The following is a 16,542-nucleotide window of genomic DNA, read 5'->3' on the forward strand; positions in this document are numbered from 1 at the left end:
TTCATAGGAGATAGCTAAATTCGTAATTGTTTGATACACAGTAAATATTGAGAAAACTGACCATCGCAGAATATCACTTTGTCGTTCTCATAATCTGGAGGTCCCTGGTTCAAGCCCAGGCTGGTCCACAAACTAAGAGGCTCATTCCTAAGGGAATAGAGCCTCTTTTAGTTTGTAGAACCTCACAGATATAAGTCTGTTGCTTGGGTAATATTAGCCTTAATTTAGGTAGTTGTTGACCTATTGTTGACCTCAAATTAATAGGTTAAAATGCTAACAATTAAAGCAGAAGTCCAACAGGACAAACAAAGGAGTGATAAGACATACAATGTCAAGGTAAGGTTTACAATGAATAGAAAGGTAAGAAGGCTATCCACAAATCTATTCATAACACCTAAGGAACTTACTAAAGATTTCAAATTCAAGGAAGGTACTCCTATTAAGAAGGAGATTGATAATCTGGTAGTATATTATAAAGAACGGTGCAGCAAATTTCAAATAGACCAAAACAATTACACATTAGAGGATATATTGGAGCGCCTAAGCCATGAACATGAGAAGGAGCAAGTAATAGACTTTATTAGATTCAGCCGTGAATGGATAGCCTCAACTACAATCAAAGGTGCACCCAATTACACGACTGCCATTAATGCCTTGGTACGGTTTGTTGGTAAAGAGGAACTGGATATAAACCTTATCACATTAGATTTCTTGGAGCAGTTCAAAGCATTCTTAATTGGAGAACGTGATGCACGTACCAAGCAACTGATACAACAGGGTAAGCGTGTTACCTCTAATCGTACCCTCTCCCTCTACTTGGTAAGCATTAAGAAGCTGTTCAATGAAGCTAAACGCAAGTTCAATAAGAAGGACAAGAACCTTATTCTCATTCCTAACTCACCCTTTGAGGACTTCAAGATACCTAAACAGGAAGCTACCCGTAAGAGAGCCATTCCAGCAGACATTATTAAAAAGGTGTGGAAGTTACCTTACAAAGACATGAAGAAAGGATATAAATCCACCTGCCGTTATAACTTGGCTAAGGATTGCTTCATTCTCTCATTCTGCCTCATGGGAATTAATTCAGCAGACCTTTACAATGCTACTGAAATGAAGGGGAATACTATTGTCTATAACAGAACTAAAACCAAAGCTCGCAGATTGGACAGTGCAAAGATGATAGTAGACATTCCCAAGATAGTGCAACCTCTTATTGACAAGTACAAGGACAGCACAGGCAAACGCCTGTTTAACTTCTATCAATATTATGTTGACGAGAAAGGTTTTAATAAAGCTATAAATTATGGTCTGAAAGAGATTGGAGCATTATTGGAGATTGAAGACTTAGAGTATTATGCAGCCCGTCACTCATGGGCTACCATAGCACTCAACAAAGTAGGGATTGACAAATATACAGTCCATGCAGCGTTAAACCATGTTGATGAAGCAATGAAGGTAACGGACATTTACATTGAGCGGGACTTTGTCAATGAGAACAGGGCTAATGCGAAGGTCGTGAAGTACGTACTTGGCTAGTAAATTCAAGAATATCCCACTTACAGCCATTGTAGGTGGGATTTTATTATTATATTTGAAGCATCATTAACTAAGTAGTCATCATTAAGACATGAAAGATAAACTTTACAATTACGGCAACACAGAAGCGCACAATCTAATCAAGAAGTTAATGCTTAGAGGTGAGAATCTTACCATAGGTTTCTTCAATGAGGATATAACCAACTACTCATGTGCATGGATTGAATCAAAGACGGTCAGTGCATTTAAGTATGTAATCTTTAAGGCAGACAACTTCTATTGGCTCATGAACTATCTTGTCAATGGTGAAGTTGAAGACATTGATGCGAAGCCGTTTGGAATACAGGGAGAGGTGGAAGAAGAGGAAGACTTCCAACTATGTATATTGAAGAACTTTATTGAAAGCAATATCACTGTACAGTTCAGTCCTCTGCATAGAGACGGGAACGGCTTTGTAAGAGCTCTATCGGTATTTGACAACGGGAAGGTAATATTCAAATTGAAGAAGACAGACGAGCTACTGGACTATCTAAGGGGACGTGACATCATTTTACTTTAATAAATGGAGACCACATATATTGAGATTGATTCACCGGATAAACATCTGTCAGATGTACTGGAAGAGATTCCTTCCAATGTCATTCTTTATAAGACTCTGACAGGTATTGGTGCGACTTATAGCGAGATTAAGGCTAAGAGACATTCCATTGTTATAGAACCGAATGTTCCTGTAATCACAGGTAAGTGCAATTCTGCCAAACACAAGGATGATAACCTGTTAGGTGTCTATGAAGGTGTCACGACAGACAGGATTATCAAATACCTAAGGGCAAGCAGAGGTAAGTATTATAAGATACTCACTACCCCCGAAAGCTTCCCGAAGGTTAAGAATGCGTTTCTGACATTTAGCGGTAAGATATATAATACCTGCTTCCTGCTTATTGATGAAGCTCACAAGACTATAAAGGATGTGGACTATAGAACTGATATTGTCCTGCCTATGAATGACTTCTTCAAATTTAAGGACAAGGCACTGGTATCTGCAACTCCGCTTAAATTCAGTGACCCACGATTTGAAGAGAACCATTTCAGTATCATTAAGATAGAACCTACATACGATTACGCTAAAGAGATTGATGTTAAGCCTGCAACCAACGTATTAAGGGAAGTTTGGGAGGAATTGGATTGGATGCCATTTATTACAGGACAAGGTAAGGACAACCCTTACTTCATATTCGTAAACTCTATAGACATCATCTACTCTATAATGTCCCGATTAAAGCTGTTAGACAAGTCTTCCGTGTTCTGTGCCCCCAAGAGTATCGACAAACTAAAACAGAACAAGTTTACAAGATGTTATGAGAATTGGGAAGTAGACAACATGAGACTGTATAACTTCTTCACAAGTCGCTTCTTTAATGCGGTGGACATCGAACTGGACTTCAAACCTTATGTCATATTGGTTACAGATGTGTTCTTTGCAGACCAAACCATGTTTGACCCATACTCTGATGTAGTCCAAATTATAGGCAGGTTCAGGAATGGAATAGCGGCTGTCACACATATTACCAATACCAACTATGACCTGCCACAGAGGAGTGAAGAGGTACTGAATGAATTTGTCCGAACAAGCGAGGAAGTATATAAAGTGCTCAAGACCTTCTACGATGCAGCACCCAGTAAGGGAGCGAGGGAAGCATATAGGGCTGCAATGGACAGTCTGCCATTCAATCAGATGTTGGACATAGACAAGAACAAGAATTGGTTTGCTATTGACAACTATATAAATGATGCACTGGTAACAGGGTATTACCATGATAGGAAGTCACTTCAACAGGCTTATGAGCAACATAGCGATGTGCTAACAACTTATGTATTTGTAACGGCTGACAATTCTTTCCTTACAGATGAAGACTTCCGGTTCAAACGTGAATTGAAGATGTTAAACACAAAGGATAGGCGGAAGCAGATTGTTAGATTACTGGCATTTCTAGGCAGTAATGACCTGACAGAACAGGAACGGGAATATAAAGCTGACTTGCGAAGAACCGACCCGTTCATTGTTGAAGCATACGAACTGGTAGGCAAGGAAGTGATTGAGGAAGTGGATTACTCCTATGCTGAAATCAAGAAGCGGATGATAGTTGCCCAGTTCCTTACAGATGCTAAAGGGACGGAGACTATTCAGTTAATAAAGGCTTCATTCAAGGTGGGAATGAAATACAGGCTCACGTATATTAAAGAGGAACTGACCCGCATATTCCAGTTGTTAAGAGTTACTCCACCCAATAAGATTACAGCCCAAAGTATTAATCTATACTTCGATACTCAAGATGCATGGATTAGGAAGGACAAAGCCCTGTTGCTTATAAGTGAGAAGGTATAATTAATCATTCAACCTTTTAGGGAAGAATGTTTGAATTATATACCCCGTTTTATAAAAGGTTGAATATACCCCCATAGCCCAATAGTTCGGACATTGCACTCTGGACTATTGGGCTTCATTATCACTTATAGACTATAATTCCAAGTTGGGACATAAGGATTAGGCATAGTCCCGAACTTTGACTATCTTTGTATCACTTCAATCAAACCATATCCAGATTACCCGTCATCTCACCCAGATTCATTACAAATGACCTATTTAAATCTTATTAATAACAATGGATGAGTATACTTACGAACAAATCAGAGCTAAAGCCTTAAGGCACAATGTATCAGACAATAAGTTTCAGATTGGAATGTGGGCACAATTCAATGGCTATATGAAGTGCAAGCGGAAACGGAATGGCAAGACACGTACCATATATGTAGCATTACAGAGACTAACCTATTAACAGCTATGATAATACATATACCTACAGGGAAGCAGTTCGCCAACAGGAAGGAAGCCAAGATTTACTTTGGTACAGCTTACTATTACAAGTTGGAACGGGAGAAGAGAGATTTACTATTTACCACTAATGTTCAATCAGCTACTAATGAATATTACCAAACAACATTTAATAAACAGGACAAGCAGAAGAAGTGATAACGCAACTATTAATAAGTCAATGCTGAACACCTTAAATGAACCTGACATATATAGATTCTTCTGCCTGTCCCTATACAGAAACAGCTATTATAATGTAAGACTACGGATTAAGGATATAGCTAAGGTTGCAGGTGAGAAGGAAAGCGCATTAAGGAACTTCAATAAGAACATGGATGCAGTATTAATAAGGAAGAGATACCCCGCTCCAATCAACCACCCTGTATATGAATTTACAATGAGAAGTCTGTATCAGATACCTGCCATAGACTATAAAGGCTTTATTACACTATCCCATAAGTTCACCCAAGTTAGGCTAAGCGTGAAAGTGAAAGGGTATTATATCAAGCTCTTACTAATTGCAGAGGACAATACCGTTCCTCTTACTAATATAGGAATAGCTGATAAGTTGGGACTAAGCAAGAACACAGTATTTAAGTATAATATTGAATTACTAAAAGCTGGATTGTTAAAACTGTTTCCCGACAGATTGGAACTTACTCCTAAAGAACTGCTATTAAGTAATGATGAAGCCAAACAGAGAAGAGAGTGGCATCCCACAACTAAAGATTTACTACCTAATATAATTCTTAGCTTTAATAAGTAAGTAAAGAGGTCATTTTATACCTGTTATTAATTATATTAAGAGAGGGTATAATTTGACCTCTGTCTGTAATATATAGTCTTTATATGCTTATGAAGTAGTATTAATAAGAATGGAGATAGCACCTTATTAAGATACTACCTTTTAATAAGAGGCACTATAAAATATTTTGTGTAAATGTAAAATACGGGATTCAGTACGAGTTTCGTATTTTTTTATTTAATAGATTTGCAAAATGAAAAAGATTATGAAAGAGAATCATGTAGTGCCTGATGAGGTTTTAACCAAGGAGTTCCTCAGCCATTTCAAAACTGAGGCAGACGTAAGCAAGTTCCTAAAGCAGCTCCACGCCCAAGTGCTGGAGAAGATGCTTGAAGGTGAGATGGATGCTCATTTGGGTTATGAGAAACATTCTGTTTCCGGCAATAACAGTGGTAATTCCCGTAACGGCAGTTACCCCAAGAAAATCCAGACCGAGCACGGCGAGGCTGTCATACCCATCCCTCGTGACCGCAACGGTCAGTTTGAACCCATAGTAGTCCCCAAGCATGAAAGCCGCGGGCTTTCCATAGAAAAGCTTGTTATCTCCTTATATGCCAAAGGAATGAGTGTGTCCGATATAGAAGAAGAGATGCGCGAGATCTATGAGATAGAACTCTCCACCTCTGCCATCTCCATCATCACAAACAAAGTAAACCAGGCTGCTCAAGAATGGCAGAACCGTCCTTTGGACCCGGTCTATCTCATCGTTTGGATGGACGGTATTGTCTTCAAGGTCCGTGACAACGGGAAGATTATCAACAAGACTGTCTATCTCTGTGTCGGCCTGAAACAAAACGGCTTGAAGGAAGTTCTTGGCATGTGGGTGGGTAAATCAGAGAGTTCCGCCTTCTGGATGGGTGTTCTCACTGACTTGAAGGCCCGTGGGGTACAAGATATACTGATAACCTGTACCGATAACCTGAACGGATTTACGGACACTATACGTACCGTATTCCCTCAGTCATCAACTCAGATTTGTGTTGTACATCAGATAAGAAACTCATGTAAATATGTCGTTTACAAGGACAAAAAAGAGTTCACGGCAGATATGAAGAATATCTATAATGCGCCAAACAAGGAAGTTGCTGCCGCGGAGCTTGATAATCTGGAAAAGAAATGGGGAGGGAAGTACCCTTATGCCATTCTTTCATGGAGGAACAACTGGGATGATCTGACTGTTTTCTTTCAGTTCCCATTGGAAATCAGAAAAATAATCTATACCACAAATCTCATTGAAAATCTGAATGGAAAAATCAGAAAGTACACTAAATCAAAGCTTTCATTCCCGTCGGATGACGCAGTGAAGAAGATGGTATACCTTTCCTTGATGGAGATTGAGAAGAAATGGACAATGCCGATTACTAACTGGGGATTGATTATGAACCAGTTTATGCTTATTTTTGAAAACAGAATCCAGATATAAGAGAACTTATAACTGAATCCCGTTTACATTTACACAATATTATGGACACTGCCTAATAAGATTTATATTATATGGTTGAAGACTTTGTTACTCTACACATATATCTAAATCACTTCTTTACTCTGATTTGAGTGTCAATGAAATACAAATCCTTGTCAATACCGTACAGCACATTGTTGGGGACAGCGTCAAACACTTCATATTGGTCGTTATGAAACTCGTCTATATAATCCATTTCAAAGCCAAGTGCTTCCATGTATTCAGCAATCTCATCTTCTGTTGCTTCCCGTTCTGCCAATATGTAAGGTTGTATGAGAACTGCACAGAACTCCTGGCGGCTGTTATAAGAGAAGCCAATCATCTGATAGGGTACATTACTAAAGAACTTATTGTGTGCGTTAATGCGAATGAAGAAGTTCTCCAAATCATCCCCTGCATACTCAAAGTTGTTCAGCTTGATGACAGACGATTTACCGTCATGGAATACTTCATTCTCACCACCCTTGTCCATGTAGGTAATGTTGAAGTGTGACAAGTCAATCCATAAATTGTTGGCGTTGGCAAATTCTATCAGTTCTTTAATTTGCCTTCCCTTATAGCCCTCTGTTGGTTCAACTTCTCCTGTTGCTTCCTTACTTCTTCCGGTGATACAGGCTGCTTGCTCCAAGAGATTATTGATTGGCGGGTACGCTCTATCCATTGCTTGTGAAATTCATTAATGTATTCCATAATTCATATAATTATGAGTTTATGCAAATGTAGCCAATCTATTTGAATCTGACAATATAAAGATGTATTAAGATACTACCTTTTAATAAGATATATTCATGTTATATACCCCAACTCAAATTTGGTAGTATCTAAAATCATACCCCCACCCCTTAGATTAGGAAAGTAGTTCCATTCAAGATTTATGCTTTTATAAAGTGGAACTATTAATGAGACAGTGAGCATGAGGTATATATTGTGAACTTTATAGTTGTGTTTACCCTTACACCCCTCACCAATCATTAGGAGAAGTGAAAGGATTACATGAATCGCTATTCAGCCCACAAACCTTTTGAATGTCTGAATATATAGGCTTATCAGTCATTGATATATGTCTACATATAAAGATACACAAAGGGAAGTGGTAAGAATGGTAATTCGTATTAAGTCCTCATTTCGTCCTTAAATACACTATTTACTAATCTATTATTATGCGTATGGAAGATTTAAAGATGTTATTAACGATTGGAGTAATTCTAATTGTACCTGTAGTCTTAATACCACAGTTCTTTATTGGATTGTTAATACTGACTGTGGCTTACTTAGCTTTCAGACAGAGGAACTTCTAATATTAACTTTATAAATTACAGATTATGGAAACGACATTACAGATTATGCCAGTACAAAGAACTAGTAGTATGAACTTTGGAGAGTATGCAGAAGAAGCGGTAATAGTTGAAGAGCAACCTACCAAACAGAAGCGACCGTTGTTCATTGAAGCCAACACGATTGAAGCAAGTTTGGAGCATCTAAGGAATGATTGTATTATACCCGTGTTCGCTAAGGACAACGAAGCTACATTGTCTCATGTGGCTTTCATTGAAGCGGTACAGGATGCAACCAATACATTCTTTAGCGGTGAACAAATTGAACTGCCAGACATTCGTGTATCTCATGTAATCAAAGGCAGAATACCGGAAGCGATACATAAGCCAGCCAGTCAGTTATTAGAGAGTGACAAGACTATCTACTATGAAAGGTGTGCTTTCGTTATTGAAGTTCCTACTATCTATGAGACAGTACACGGTAACAGGCTAACACTTACTATTGGTGGTGTCAGAGCCTATAACCACACTAATCTCTACAGCAAAAAAGGAGCTGAAAGATTCAAGGTTTTTATCGGTTTCACCTGTAAGGTTTGCACCAATCTATGTGTGTCTACAGATGGCTATCTTAGTTGCTTGGAAGTTACTAATACAAGGGATTTATATCAAGCTGTATTGGAGATGTTCCACAAATACGATGCAGCCAAACACATACATTTGATGCAGACTTTAGGCAATACCAGTATGACGGAACATCAATTTTGCCAACTACTTGGAAGGATGAGACTTTACCAATCACTACCGCAAGGCTACCAAAAGGACATACCTAAAATGTTACTAACTGATACACAGGTTAACAATGTGGCAAAAGCGTATATCAATGATGAGAACTTTGGCAGCTTGGGAAATGACTTGTCTATGTGGAAATTCTACAACTTGCTCACAGGTGCTAATAAGAGCAGCTATATAGATTCATTCTTGGATAGAGCCTATAATGCTACAGAATTGGCAACAGGGATATGTTCCGCTTTACATGGTGACAACAAATACCAATGGTTTCTTAGTTAGTGGTAACTCAATCTATGAAACTATGAGAAGTTTGTTCTACTTACTTGCTGTGATTGTTACGTTCTTTGTCAGTGTGCTATTATACCCAGTTATAATGATTGGGTATATTCTATTGATTGGCTATTGCTTTACTAAGAGGTAATAGTATTACTGAAAGGGTATCTATATACTATATATAGGCACTCTTTCCTTTTCAATGGTTGGTAGTATAACATTCACTTCTACTATTAGTGAACGTTTTACTAGTAGTCAGTAAGTTAGACATTCCAGTTTAAAATTAATATTCACTCTTATTAGTTTTACTATAAATCAGAACATTATGTCACTAAAGTATTCAAGTACAACAGCAGACTACCTGCAATGGAGCGAAGCAATGAACCTAATAAGGAAGTTGGCAAAGGGTAGTAATTATAAAATGTCACTTCTTATTGCTTTGGGTTGCTTTACAGGTCTAAGAATCTCTGACATTCTTTCTTTAAGATGGAATCAGATATTAGATACAGACGAGTTTACCGTTACAGAGATTAAAACAGGGAAGCAAAGGACGATTAGGATTAATATGCAGCTACAGCAACATATCAGAGATTGTTATGAGCATATAAATCCAGTTGGTATAAATGCACCCGTATTGATAAGTCAGAAGGGGACAGTGTACACAGTCCAAAGAATCAATGTCATGCTGAAAGAGATTAAGAGGAAGTACAGGTTACATATAGGCAATTTCAGTTGCCATTCCCTTAGAAAGACTTTTGGCAGACAGGTGTATAACATGAACAGCGATAGTTCGGAGCTTGCACTTGTCAAGCTCATGGAGCTATTCAATCATTCCAGTGTATCAATTACTAAAAGGTACTTGGGATTGAGACAGGAAGAGTTACTTAATACTTATGACTGTCTTAGCTTTTAACTCATAAAATTAATTGCAAATACAAATACCTTTCGCTATCTTTGTGCCAATCCTAGCAATAGGAGGACATATTAACGAAAGGTGTTTTGCATCGTTCTTGTCTCTAAATTCGCCAAATTTATACAATCACAGGAACGTGCACAACACCGCACTAGTGTTATATGCCTATCTAATGATAGTCCATATATCGTCTGGTGCGGGTTACTGTTGTGTATTTGTGATTGGAGCGTTTGGCGATGCTTGGAGACATATACATTGACAGTTCCCGCACCTTCTTGTATGTAGAACTGTATCTATTGGGAACTAGATACAACTAATAATAGACTATGGAACAGGCATATTTACAACTAGCCCCTACCTCTCAAATGGTATGTAGACTGTTAAAATCCTTACTAAATCCAGAGATTAGGTATTTTTATATTAAATTCTTTGGGTAGGTAATTGTTGTAATTATTATATTTGTAAAACAATACACTACTATGGCATTCAGTTATATGCTATTAGTCCTGTAGTGCATAATATTATGATTTATGGAGCATTATAATAGCGCACACACTGTCAGACGGCTCATTATCATTCCCAATGCTTCTAATTCTATAACTGCCTACCAGAGGGGATAGGTAGGCGCAACTTAAATACTATGGAGTTTTATATATTAATTAACAATGCCAAGCAAGGACCATTTCCTCTGGATGTATTAGCCAGTAAGAATATTACGCCAAACACAATGGTATGGACGGTAGGATTTACTGAATGGAAACCTGCCAAGCAAGTACCCGAATTAGCTGATTTACTTGCGTGTCTACCACCGGAACCGCCAATAGCCAATAAGAGTATTATGCCTAAGACATGGTTGGTAGAATCCATTTTAGTGACTTGTCTCTGTTGCCTGCCCTTTGGTATCATGGGAATTGTCAACGCAACCAAGATAGAAGCATTATACTCTACTGGGCAGTATGAACAGGCATTGTACCATTCCAGACAGGCGAAGAAGTGGACTCTTTGGGGATTCTTTATAATGTTGGCATTTGTGGTAGTCTATCTTATATTCTGGGCAATATATATACTGCTACTTGCTAATTACTAAGCAGTAATGAAGTGGTGGAAGATTGGGGTAGTTGTACTGATACTAGTACTAACTACTATTAGCTATTGTTACAATCCATGTAATTATAGTATCTTTCCTAAATGCCCATTCTTGCTTCTAACTGGATTGCAATGTCCCGGATGTGGATCTCAAAGGGCAATACATTATTTATTACATTTAGATATATCAAAGGCATTCCACTATAATGCTTTATTAGTAGCAACACTTCCAGTTATAGTAATACTGTCATTGGCGGAATGCTACAGATGCAGTAGACCAGACCTTTATGTTAAGATACACAATAAGTCATATATATGGTGCTATTTAATCATTGTCGTGTTATGGTGGATTATTAGAAACTTAATTAACATCTAGGATTATGAAGTACATTTCATTTATACTAACCTTGTTATGTCTCTGTTATCAGACTGAACTGCAAGCGGTAACATCAGCGACTACAAGCACATTACAAGCCAGTATTGCTAGTACAACTGACAAGCATATCTCTAAGGATGAAGGAAGTAGAATTATCAAAGCCCAATACGGAACTACATCTGGTAGGGATAGGAGGATAGAAGAGTCTTACAAGAAGAAGTTTGAAGAGGAAGAGAGAGCCAAAGTTGAGGAAGCTAAAGAACAACAAGGAGGAGTTATAGGGTTTGATGAAGAGGGTTTTAATGCTGATATAGCAAAGTTCATTGCAGAAATGGAAGCAGAAGAACAACAGCAACAACAAGCAAAAGCTAAGGCACAACAAGCCGCTATATTAACTTATGGGACTATTGGAATCGTATCAGTATTCATTATAGTCGCAATAGTCACCTTTGGAATACTATATGTGAGGAGGAACAAGTATAATCCTAAGCACAATAAATTATGAAGTATATATATTTAATAGCAATCCTTATATGCTTGTCTTACCAGTCTAAAGAACAAGTAATGGCAGCAAATAGCTTAACTATGGACAGTATTACCACTACTGATAAAGTACCTCATCTATCTAAGCATAAAGGGTCTTACTTCCAACAAGGAGGCACATTAGACTTCATGACTGATGTTAACAGACTTTACCAAGAGAGGGAAGCAGAGCGCCAACAGCAACAACAGGCTAAGGCACAACAAGGTGGTACATTAGACTTTACAGCTGGTATCGAGAGACTTTACCAAGAGGAAATGGCTAAGCAACAAGCTGATAGCCAAACCAATCCCTTACGAGTTACCATTTTAACTTATGGGAGCATTGGAATTGTATTGTCATTTATCATAATTGCAATAGTCACTTTTAGTATACTCTATGTGAGAAGGAATAAAGATAACCCTAAATGTCACAAACCATGAAGTACATATATTTACTATCAATCTTACTGTGTGTATCTTGTCAATCCAGACAGCAAGTAACATCACCTACTTGCACTATAGACAGTACATTACAAACTAATGCTATTGCCATATTGGGAAGTAAGCTATCAGAGGTAAATGCCCAATCTGGGCAGGTAGTAGTAATGGAAGTTCAATCAGGGCAAATTAAGGCTCTGGTTGGACTTACCAAGAAAGACAGTACAGACTACCAATCTTGTGAGAACCTCTCTGTATGGCAGTCTACGGGTCTGATGCACCCAATATCACTATTAGCAGCCTTAGAAACTGGTAAGGTGAGATTGAGTGATAGAGTTGATACTGGGAATGGTATCTACCAAGTTCACGGTAGAGAGCTTAAAGACCATAATTGGCATAGGGGCGGATACGGTGAACTTACAGTACAAGAAGGATTGGCGGTTAGTTCCAATATAGCTATTTATAAGACTATGGAGAAAGCATTTGGTAGTAATCCCCAATCATGCTTTGACTTACTTGCTAATATGAGCTATGGCAAGCCAGATAGTATAACAGGGATAGCCAATTTAAAGCCTGCACACTTTATAACTCCTAAAGACAACAACTGGACTAAGACAGCTTTTGTATGGTTTAGTATTGGTTATAACCAACAGGTATCACCAATTCAAATACTGACCTTCTATAATGCCATTGCTAATAATGGGAAGATGATACAGCCTCAACTATATAAGGATAGTGTAGTAGTTATTAATCCCCAAATAGCAAGTAAGGCTAATATTGACAGTTTGAAGAAAGCTCTAGTACTTAATATTACTGACGGACTAGGGCAACCTGCCAAGTCTGATAAGGTAGTAGTTGCAGGTATACAGGGAACTAGTTCGCTATCTACTAATGAGGATAGTACTAAAGATATGTATGCAGTTGAGTTCTGTGGTTACTTCCCTGTTGATAATCCCAAGTATAGTATCATAGTTACTATTAATAAGACTGGATTACCAGCCAGTGGTGGACTAATGGCTGGTGATGTATTTAAGCAGATTGTTGATAGTCTATAATTAAATAATGTTTATCTTTACAACAGCTAAATTTAAACTATAATATCTTAGAAGATAACTATTATGATTAAAGAGAGTAACAAGCCTAAAATAGTAAGTTGTGGTATTACTCCTGCATATATTGGAGAATTAAAAGACAATGAAATCTTTGTCTTTGGCAGTAACTTACAAGGTATACATGGTGGCGGTGCTGCACGTATTGCTAGAGAGTGCTTTGGTGCAATTATGGGACAAGGTGTAGGACTTCAAGGACAGTCCTATGCCATACCTACTATGCAAGGTGGAGTGAGAACTATAAAACCGTACACAGATGAATTTATAGAGTTTGCTAAGGCTAATACTAACCTACATTTCTTAGTTACAAGGATTGGTTGCGGAATCGCAGGCTTTAGAGATGAAGATATAGCTCCTCTATTTGACAATGCTATAAACCTGACTAATGTAAGCTTACCTAAAGAGTTTATTGATGTAATAACAGGTTAACAAGCATTGTGCCACTAATGGCAGGTGATGTATTTAGACAGATTGTTGATTGTATTCCTGCGAATTGATACATCCAAAGCTGTTAGATAGTATTCAACCTTTCTAAGACATATATTCATATATAATACCCCTATGTTAGAAAGGTTGAATACTTATGAATGGCAAACGAGATATGCGCAAGAAGTTTGTTAAATCAAGCCGCCCAACTTATAAGAAGAGAATCAAGAAAGCTCAACAAGGTATGAGATTTGTAAACTATAATGTTGTAGAGAATCCTACTATAGATTATAAGGATATAACTAATCCTACTAATCCATTTAGTGAATACAACTTTAATACAACTTACAATACTCCACAAGGATTAGTAGTACCTACTAGAGAGGATAGTAAACCTGATGCAGTAGAAGAATCTCCTGTAGTAGCTAATAATCCTACAGTAGAGCCAGTAATTAATAAGCCAGTTACTAAGACTGCCAAATCAACTTGGAAGAGTCCATATACTAACAGAAAGCAATGGACTACAGAACTTATTAATGCTTATAAGAAGGCTGGTATTACTAATGATAATGCAATTAGAATGTTGTTAGCACAAGACGCACTAGAATCTAGTTGGGGTAAGTCTGCGCAAGGTAAGTACAACTTTGGTAATCTGACTACTGGTAGTTCATGGAAAGGTGACTATGTAACTGGTAATGATAAGAATGCTAAAGGTGAAGCTATTAAGCAGAAGTTTAGGTCTTATAATTCTATGGATGAGTATGCAGCAGATAAGATACAATTCTTAAAGAGACTATATGACTTTGATGAGAATGATGATATTAATAAGTTTGTAGCTAAGCTTACTGGTAGCAATAAAGGTAAGAGAAGGTATGCAGAAGCTAAGGAATATGCCAACTCATTAAGAGGTGTATATAATAGTTTCAGAGAAGGTGGTATTATTAAGTATCAGAATCCAGCTCAACCTATTAAATATATGGGAGGTTATGATAAGAGAGGTAATATGGTATTGCCAGTTACTAATGAGAATGGCATGAACAACGTAACTCTACCAGAAGTTACAGTTACTACTAAGAATATTAACTTAGCAGGTGCTGTAGATAGAGGAAGGAGAGCTGTGGGAGATGTAGGTAGAGAGATACTATCAGCAACTACTCCATTAGGCGATATTGAATCAGCCAGAGATATATACCAAGATGCTAGGTCTGGTAATTACGGACAGGCTGCTTTGGGTGCAGAATTGCTATTACTTCCCAACTTTATAGAGAAGCCATTAAAGACACTTAAGCGAGTTGGTAAGGACTATGTAATTATTACTAAGGACTTTGTAAGCTCTCCTAAGAGGTTTAGACAGGCTAGGAAAGACGGAACGTATCCGCTTACTTACAAAGAGAGAAGAAGGTATTTAGAGAAAGCACATAAGGTTGGAGATGCGACTAGCGCTGAAGTGGAAGCAATTAATATGGACGATTATAAGTACAGGAGTGACAATTACCCAGATGTGTATCACGATATCAGACCACTAGAAGGAACTAATACCAAGTATACGTTTAATTCCAAGACTTACAGCAACTTTGATAATCCAGACAACTCTACAGGGGTCAACAGTAGAGGTTGGGGTATAAATAGCCACATTAATTTACGTAAGTCGCCTAACTCTAAGTTCTTAATTCCGACTGGGGCAATAAGGATGAATGTTGCTCATGAATTACAGCATTCTTATCAAAATGCCCTACCTGACCTAGCACTAATGGCAAATAGACGGACAAAGGTTAATGACTATAGAATAGTGAATGATGATTTTATAACATCAGAAGCTCTTACTCCTTTAAAGACCAAAGCTGGTACTTGGGAAGGCAGTCCAAAAGAATTGAACAGCGAAATGATGTCACTAAGAATAGGTTTAAAAGCGCCTAGATACAATTTAATGACCCCAGAGCAGCAAAGTAAAACGAAGGACTATATAAGCACCTTATTTGGTCTGGATGATAGCACAGTACACAAGATATTAAATGAATTAGGTAAACTAGGATATAAGAATGGAGGTAAATTATGAACATAAGAAGAGTAAAGTGGAGCTATCTTAATATTAAGAAGCAGAAGTTAGAATGGAAGGAAGAACTGAAACATAGTAATGACACTATAGAAGTTCTTAGCGACCCTCCTAAGCCTAAGCAACTGGAGAAGCTATTAAAAGACATATTCGGAGATGATACAATGAAGTAACAATACTTAACACATCCCCATTAGTTTAGTAGACTAGTAATGAGTAACTTTACATCAATAAAAGGAGCCTAATTCTGTGGTGAGAATCAGGCTCCTTTGGTGAATCTTTACTTAGGTAAAGTGCGACAGTACGCCCTTACATGCTCCTGTCGCCAAATCTAGTACGAGTGTAAGCCCTTACTAAGACAGGCTTATCACCAAAGCAATCAGGCACAGTGCCTAAGGTAAGTACCTCTTCGTCTACGTCTGGGCGGTCTACGCCAGTGAGCTTTGACATGTTCCCACCTTCCATAGCGGAACCGCCAGTAGTCGCGGACAAAGACAGTCTTACCTAAAGAATAGTTATTCTTCATAACTTCTCCTCCAATTAAGAGTTATTAGATAACTAATCTGCCATGAAGCGGCTCTTAATTCTCTCACGAGACGAGGATAGCC

At 37.9% G+C, this 16,542-nt stretch carries 18 protein-coding genes; 17 read left to right on the forward strand and 1 reads right to left on the reverse strand.

The window, feature by feature from the left end; genetic code table 11:
- Positions 1–270 precede the first annotated feature (270 nt).
- The 7 genes from GD630_RS14475 to GD630_RS14505 all read left to right on the forward strand — a co-directional run bounded on the left by GD630_RS14475 (position 271) and on the right by GD630_RS14505 (position 6,636).
- Positions 271–1,536 carry a phage integrase SAM-like domain-containing protein gene (locus GD630_RS14475; protein ID WP_143866321.1) on the forward strand — a complete coding sequence of 422 codons (1,266 nt, stop codon included), beginning with the start codon at positions 271–273 and terminating at the stop codon, positions 1,534–1,536.
- 91 nt (positions 1,537–1,627) lie between these two features.
- Positions 1,628–2,095, forward strand: coding sequence for a hypothetical protein (locus tag GD630_RS14480; RefSeq protein WP_143866323.1), 468 nt, complete (start codon positions 1,628–1,630; stop codon positions 2,093–2,095).
- Positions 2,096–2,098: 3 nt separating this feature from the next.
- The gene (locus GD630_RS14485; RefSeq protein WP_143866325.1) at positions 2,099–3,922 is read left to right on the forward strand and encodes a DEAD/DEAH box helicase family protein; all 1,824 of its coding nucleotides are present in this window, start codon (positions 2,099–2,101) and stop codon (positions 3,920–3,922) included.
- Positions 3,923–4,199: 277 nt separating this feature from the next.
- Positions 4,200–4,373, forward strand: a complete 174-nt coding sequence (locus GD630_RS14490) for a hypothetical protein (protein ID WP_182505626.1) — start codon at positions 4,200–4,202, stop codon at positions 4,371–4,373.
- Positions 4,374–4,378: 5 nt separating this feature from the next.
- Complete coding sequence (locus tag GD630_RS14495; RefSeq protein ID WP_143866327.1) at positions 4,379–4,567, forward strand: hypothetical protein; 189 nt, start codon at positions 4,379–4,381, stop codon at positions 4,565–4,567.
- The gene (locus tag GD630_RS14500) at positions 4,500–5,174 is read left to right on the forward strand and encodes a hypothetical protein (RefSeq protein WP_394368236.1); all 675 of its coding nucleotides are present in this window, start codon (positions 4,500–4,502) and stop codon (positions 5,172–5,174) included. The genes GD630_RS14495 and GD630_RS14500 overlap by 68 nt, the downstream gene beginning before the upstream one ends.
- A 244-nt stretch (positions 5,175–5,418) precedes the next feature.
- Positions 5,419–6,636 (forward strand): IS256 family transposase, encoded by a 1,218-nt coding sequence (locus tag GD630_RS14505; protein ID WP_431834204.1) that lies wholly within the window; start codon positions 5,419–5,421, stop codon positions 6,634–6,636.
- A gap of 109 nt (positions 6,637–6,745) precedes the next feature.
- On the opposite strand, the gene GD630_RS14510 is transcribed toward GD630_RS14505, so the two are convergent.
- Positions 6,746–7,336 carry a putative polyvalent protein kinase domain-containing protein gene (locus tag GD630_RS14510; RefSeq protein WP_143868889.1) on the reverse strand — a complete coding sequence of 197 codons (591 nt, stop codon included), beginning with the start codon at positions 7,334–7,336 and terminating at the stop codon, positions 6,746–6,748.
- A gap of 661 nt (positions 7,337–7,997) precedes the next feature.
- Between GD630_RS14510 and GD630_RS14515 the strand changes: the two genes are divergently transcribed.
- The 10 genes from GD630_RS14515 (at position 7,998) to GD630_RS14560 (ending at position 16,107) form a co-directional block, all read left to right on the forward strand.
- Entirely contained in the window at positions 7,998–9,017 is a 1,020-nt protein-coding gene (locus GD630_RS14515) for a DUF3871 family protein (protein ID WP_143868887.1), read from the forward strand.
- 319 nt (positions 9,018–9,336) lie between these two features.
- Complete coding sequence (locus tag GD630_RS14520; RefSeq protein ID WP_143868885.1) at positions 9,337–9,924, forward strand: tyrosine-type recombinase/integrase; 588 nt, start codon at positions 9,337–9,339, stop codon at positions 9,922–9,924.
- 640 nt (positions 9,925–10,564) lie between these two features.
- Positions 10,565–11,011: a CD225/dispanin family protein gene (locus GD630_RS14525; RefSeq protein WP_143868883.1), complete on the forward strand. Its 447-nt coding sequence runs from the start codon at positions 10,565–10,567 to the stop codon at positions 11,009–11,011.
- A gap of 6 nt (positions 11,012–11,017) precedes the next feature.
- The gene (locus tag GD630_RS14530) at positions 11,018–11,386 is read left to right on the forward strand and encodes a DUF2752 domain-containing protein (protein ID WP_143868881.1); all 369 of its coding nucleotides are present in this window, start codon (positions 11,018–11,020) and stop codon (positions 11,384–11,386) included.
- A gap of 4 nt (positions 11,387–11,390) precedes the next feature.
- A complete protein-coding gene (locus GD630_RS14535; RefSeq protein WP_143868879.1) occupies positions 11,391–11,891 on the forward strand; it encodes a hypothetical protein in 501 nt (166 codons plus the stop codon).
- Positions 11,888–12,349, forward strand: a complete 462-nt coding sequence (locus tag GD630_RS14540) for a hypothetical protein (protein ID WP_143868877.1) — start codon at positions 11,888–11,890, stop codon at positions 12,347–12,349. Before GD630_RS14535 ends, GD630_RS14540 begins: the two co-directional genes overlap by 4 nt.
- Positions 12,346–13,401 carry a penicillin-binding transpeptidase domain-containing protein gene (locus GD630_RS14545; protein WP_182505627.1) on the forward strand — a complete coding sequence of 352 codons (1,056 nt, stop codon included), beginning with the start codon at positions 12,346–12,348 and terminating at the stop codon, positions 13,399–13,401. Before GD630_RS14540 ends, GD630_RS14545 begins: the two co-directional genes overlap by 4 nt.
- A gap of 63 nt (positions 13,402–13,464) precedes the next feature.
- The gene (locus GD630_RS14550) at positions 13,465–13,884 is read left to right on the forward strand and encodes an A1S_2505 family phage non-structural protein (RefSeq protein ID WP_143868875.1); all 420 of its coding nucleotides are present in this window, start codon (positions 13,465–13,467) and stop codon (positions 13,882–13,884) included.
- A gap of 154 nt (positions 13,885–14,038) precedes the next feature.
- Complete coding sequence (locus tag GD630_RS14555) at positions 14,039–15,937, forward strand: glucosaminidase domain-containing protein (RefSeq protein ID WP_143868874.1); 1,899 nt, start codon at positions 14,039–14,041, stop codon at positions 15,935–15,937.
- A complete protein-coding gene (locus GD630_RS14560) occupies positions 15,934–16,107 on the forward strand; it encodes a hypothetical protein (RefSeq protein ID WP_153260243.1) in 174 nt (57 codons plus the stop codon). The genes GD630_RS14555 and GD630_RS14560 overlap by 4 nt, the downstream gene beginning before the upstream one ends.
- Positions 16,108–16,542: the final 435 nt, after the last annotated feature.

The organism is Bacteroides zhangwenhongii, from assembly GCF_009193325.2.
GTDB classification, from domain to species: domain Bacteria; phylum Bacteroidota; class Bacteroidia; order Bacteroidales; family Bacteroidaceae; genus Bacteroides; species Bacteroides zhangwenhongii.

Coding starts and splice junctions, on each gene's coding strand:
- GD630_RS14475 (WP_143866321.1), top strand. CDS start 271: ATGCTAACAATTAAAGCAGAAGTCCAACAGGACAAACAAAGGAGTGAT.
- GD630_RS14480 (WP_143866323.1), top strand. CDS start 1,628: ATGAAAGATAAACTTTACAATTACGGCAACACAGAAGCGCACAATCTA.
- GD630_RS14485 (WP_143866325.1), top strand. CDS start 2,099: ATGGAGACCACATATATTGAGATTGATTCACCGGATAAACATCTGTCA.
- GD630_RS14490 (WP_182505626.1), top strand. CDS start 4,200: ATGGATGAGTATACTTACGAACAAATCAGAGCTAAAGCCTTAAGGCAC.
- GD630_RS14495 (WP_143866327.1), top strand. CDS start 4,379: ATGATAATACATATACCTACAGGGAAGCAGTTCGCCAACAGGAAGGAA.
- GD630_RS14500 (WP_394368236.1), top strand. CDS start 4,500: ATGTTCAATCAGCTACTAATGAATATTACCAAACAACATTTAATAAAC.
- GD630_RS14505 (WP_431834204.1), top strand. CDS start 5,419: ATGAAAGAGAATCATGTAGTGCCTGATGAGGTTTTAACCAAGGAGTTC.
- GD630_RS14510 (WP_143868889.1), bottom strand. CDS start 7,336: ATGGATAGAGCGTACCCGCCAATCAATAATCTCTTGGAGCAAGCAGCC.
- GD630_RS14515 (WP_143868887.1), top strand. CDS start 7,998: ATGGAAACGACATTACAGATTATGCCAGTACAAAGAACTAGTAGTATG.
- GD630_RS14520 (WP_143868885.1), top strand. CDS start 9,337: ATGTCACTAAAGTATTCAAGTACAACAGCAGACTACCTGCAATGGAGC.
- GD630_RS14525 (WP_143868883.1), top strand. CDS start 10,565: ATGGAGTTTTATATATTAATTAACAATGCCAAGCAAGGACCATTTCCT.
- GD630_RS14530 (WP_143868881.1), top strand. CDS start 11,018: ATGAAGTGGTGGAAGATTGGGGTAGTTGTACTGATACTAGTACTAACT.
- GD630_RS14535 (WP_143868879.1), top strand. CDS start 11,391: ATGAAGTACATTTCATTTATACTAACCTTGTTATGTCTCTGTTATCAG.
- GD630_RS14540 (WP_143868877.1), top strand. CDS start 11,888: ATGAAGTATATATATTTAATAGCAATCCTTATATGCTTGTCTTACCAG.
- GD630_RS14545 (WP_182505627.1), top strand. CDS start 12,346: ATGAAGTACATATATTTACTATCAATCTTACTGTGTGTATCTTGTCAA.
- GD630_RS14550 (WP_143868875.1), top strand. CDS start 13,465: ATGATTAAAGAGAGTAACAAGCCTAAAATAGTAAGTTGTGGTATTACT.
- GD630_RS14555 (WP_143868874.1), top strand. CDS start 14,039: ATGAATGGCAAACGAGATATGCGCAAGAAGTTTGTTAAATCAAGCCGC.
- GD630_RS14560 (WP_153260243.1), top strand. CDS start 15,934: ATGAACATAAGAAGAGTAAAGTGGAGCTATCTTAATATTAAGAAGCAG.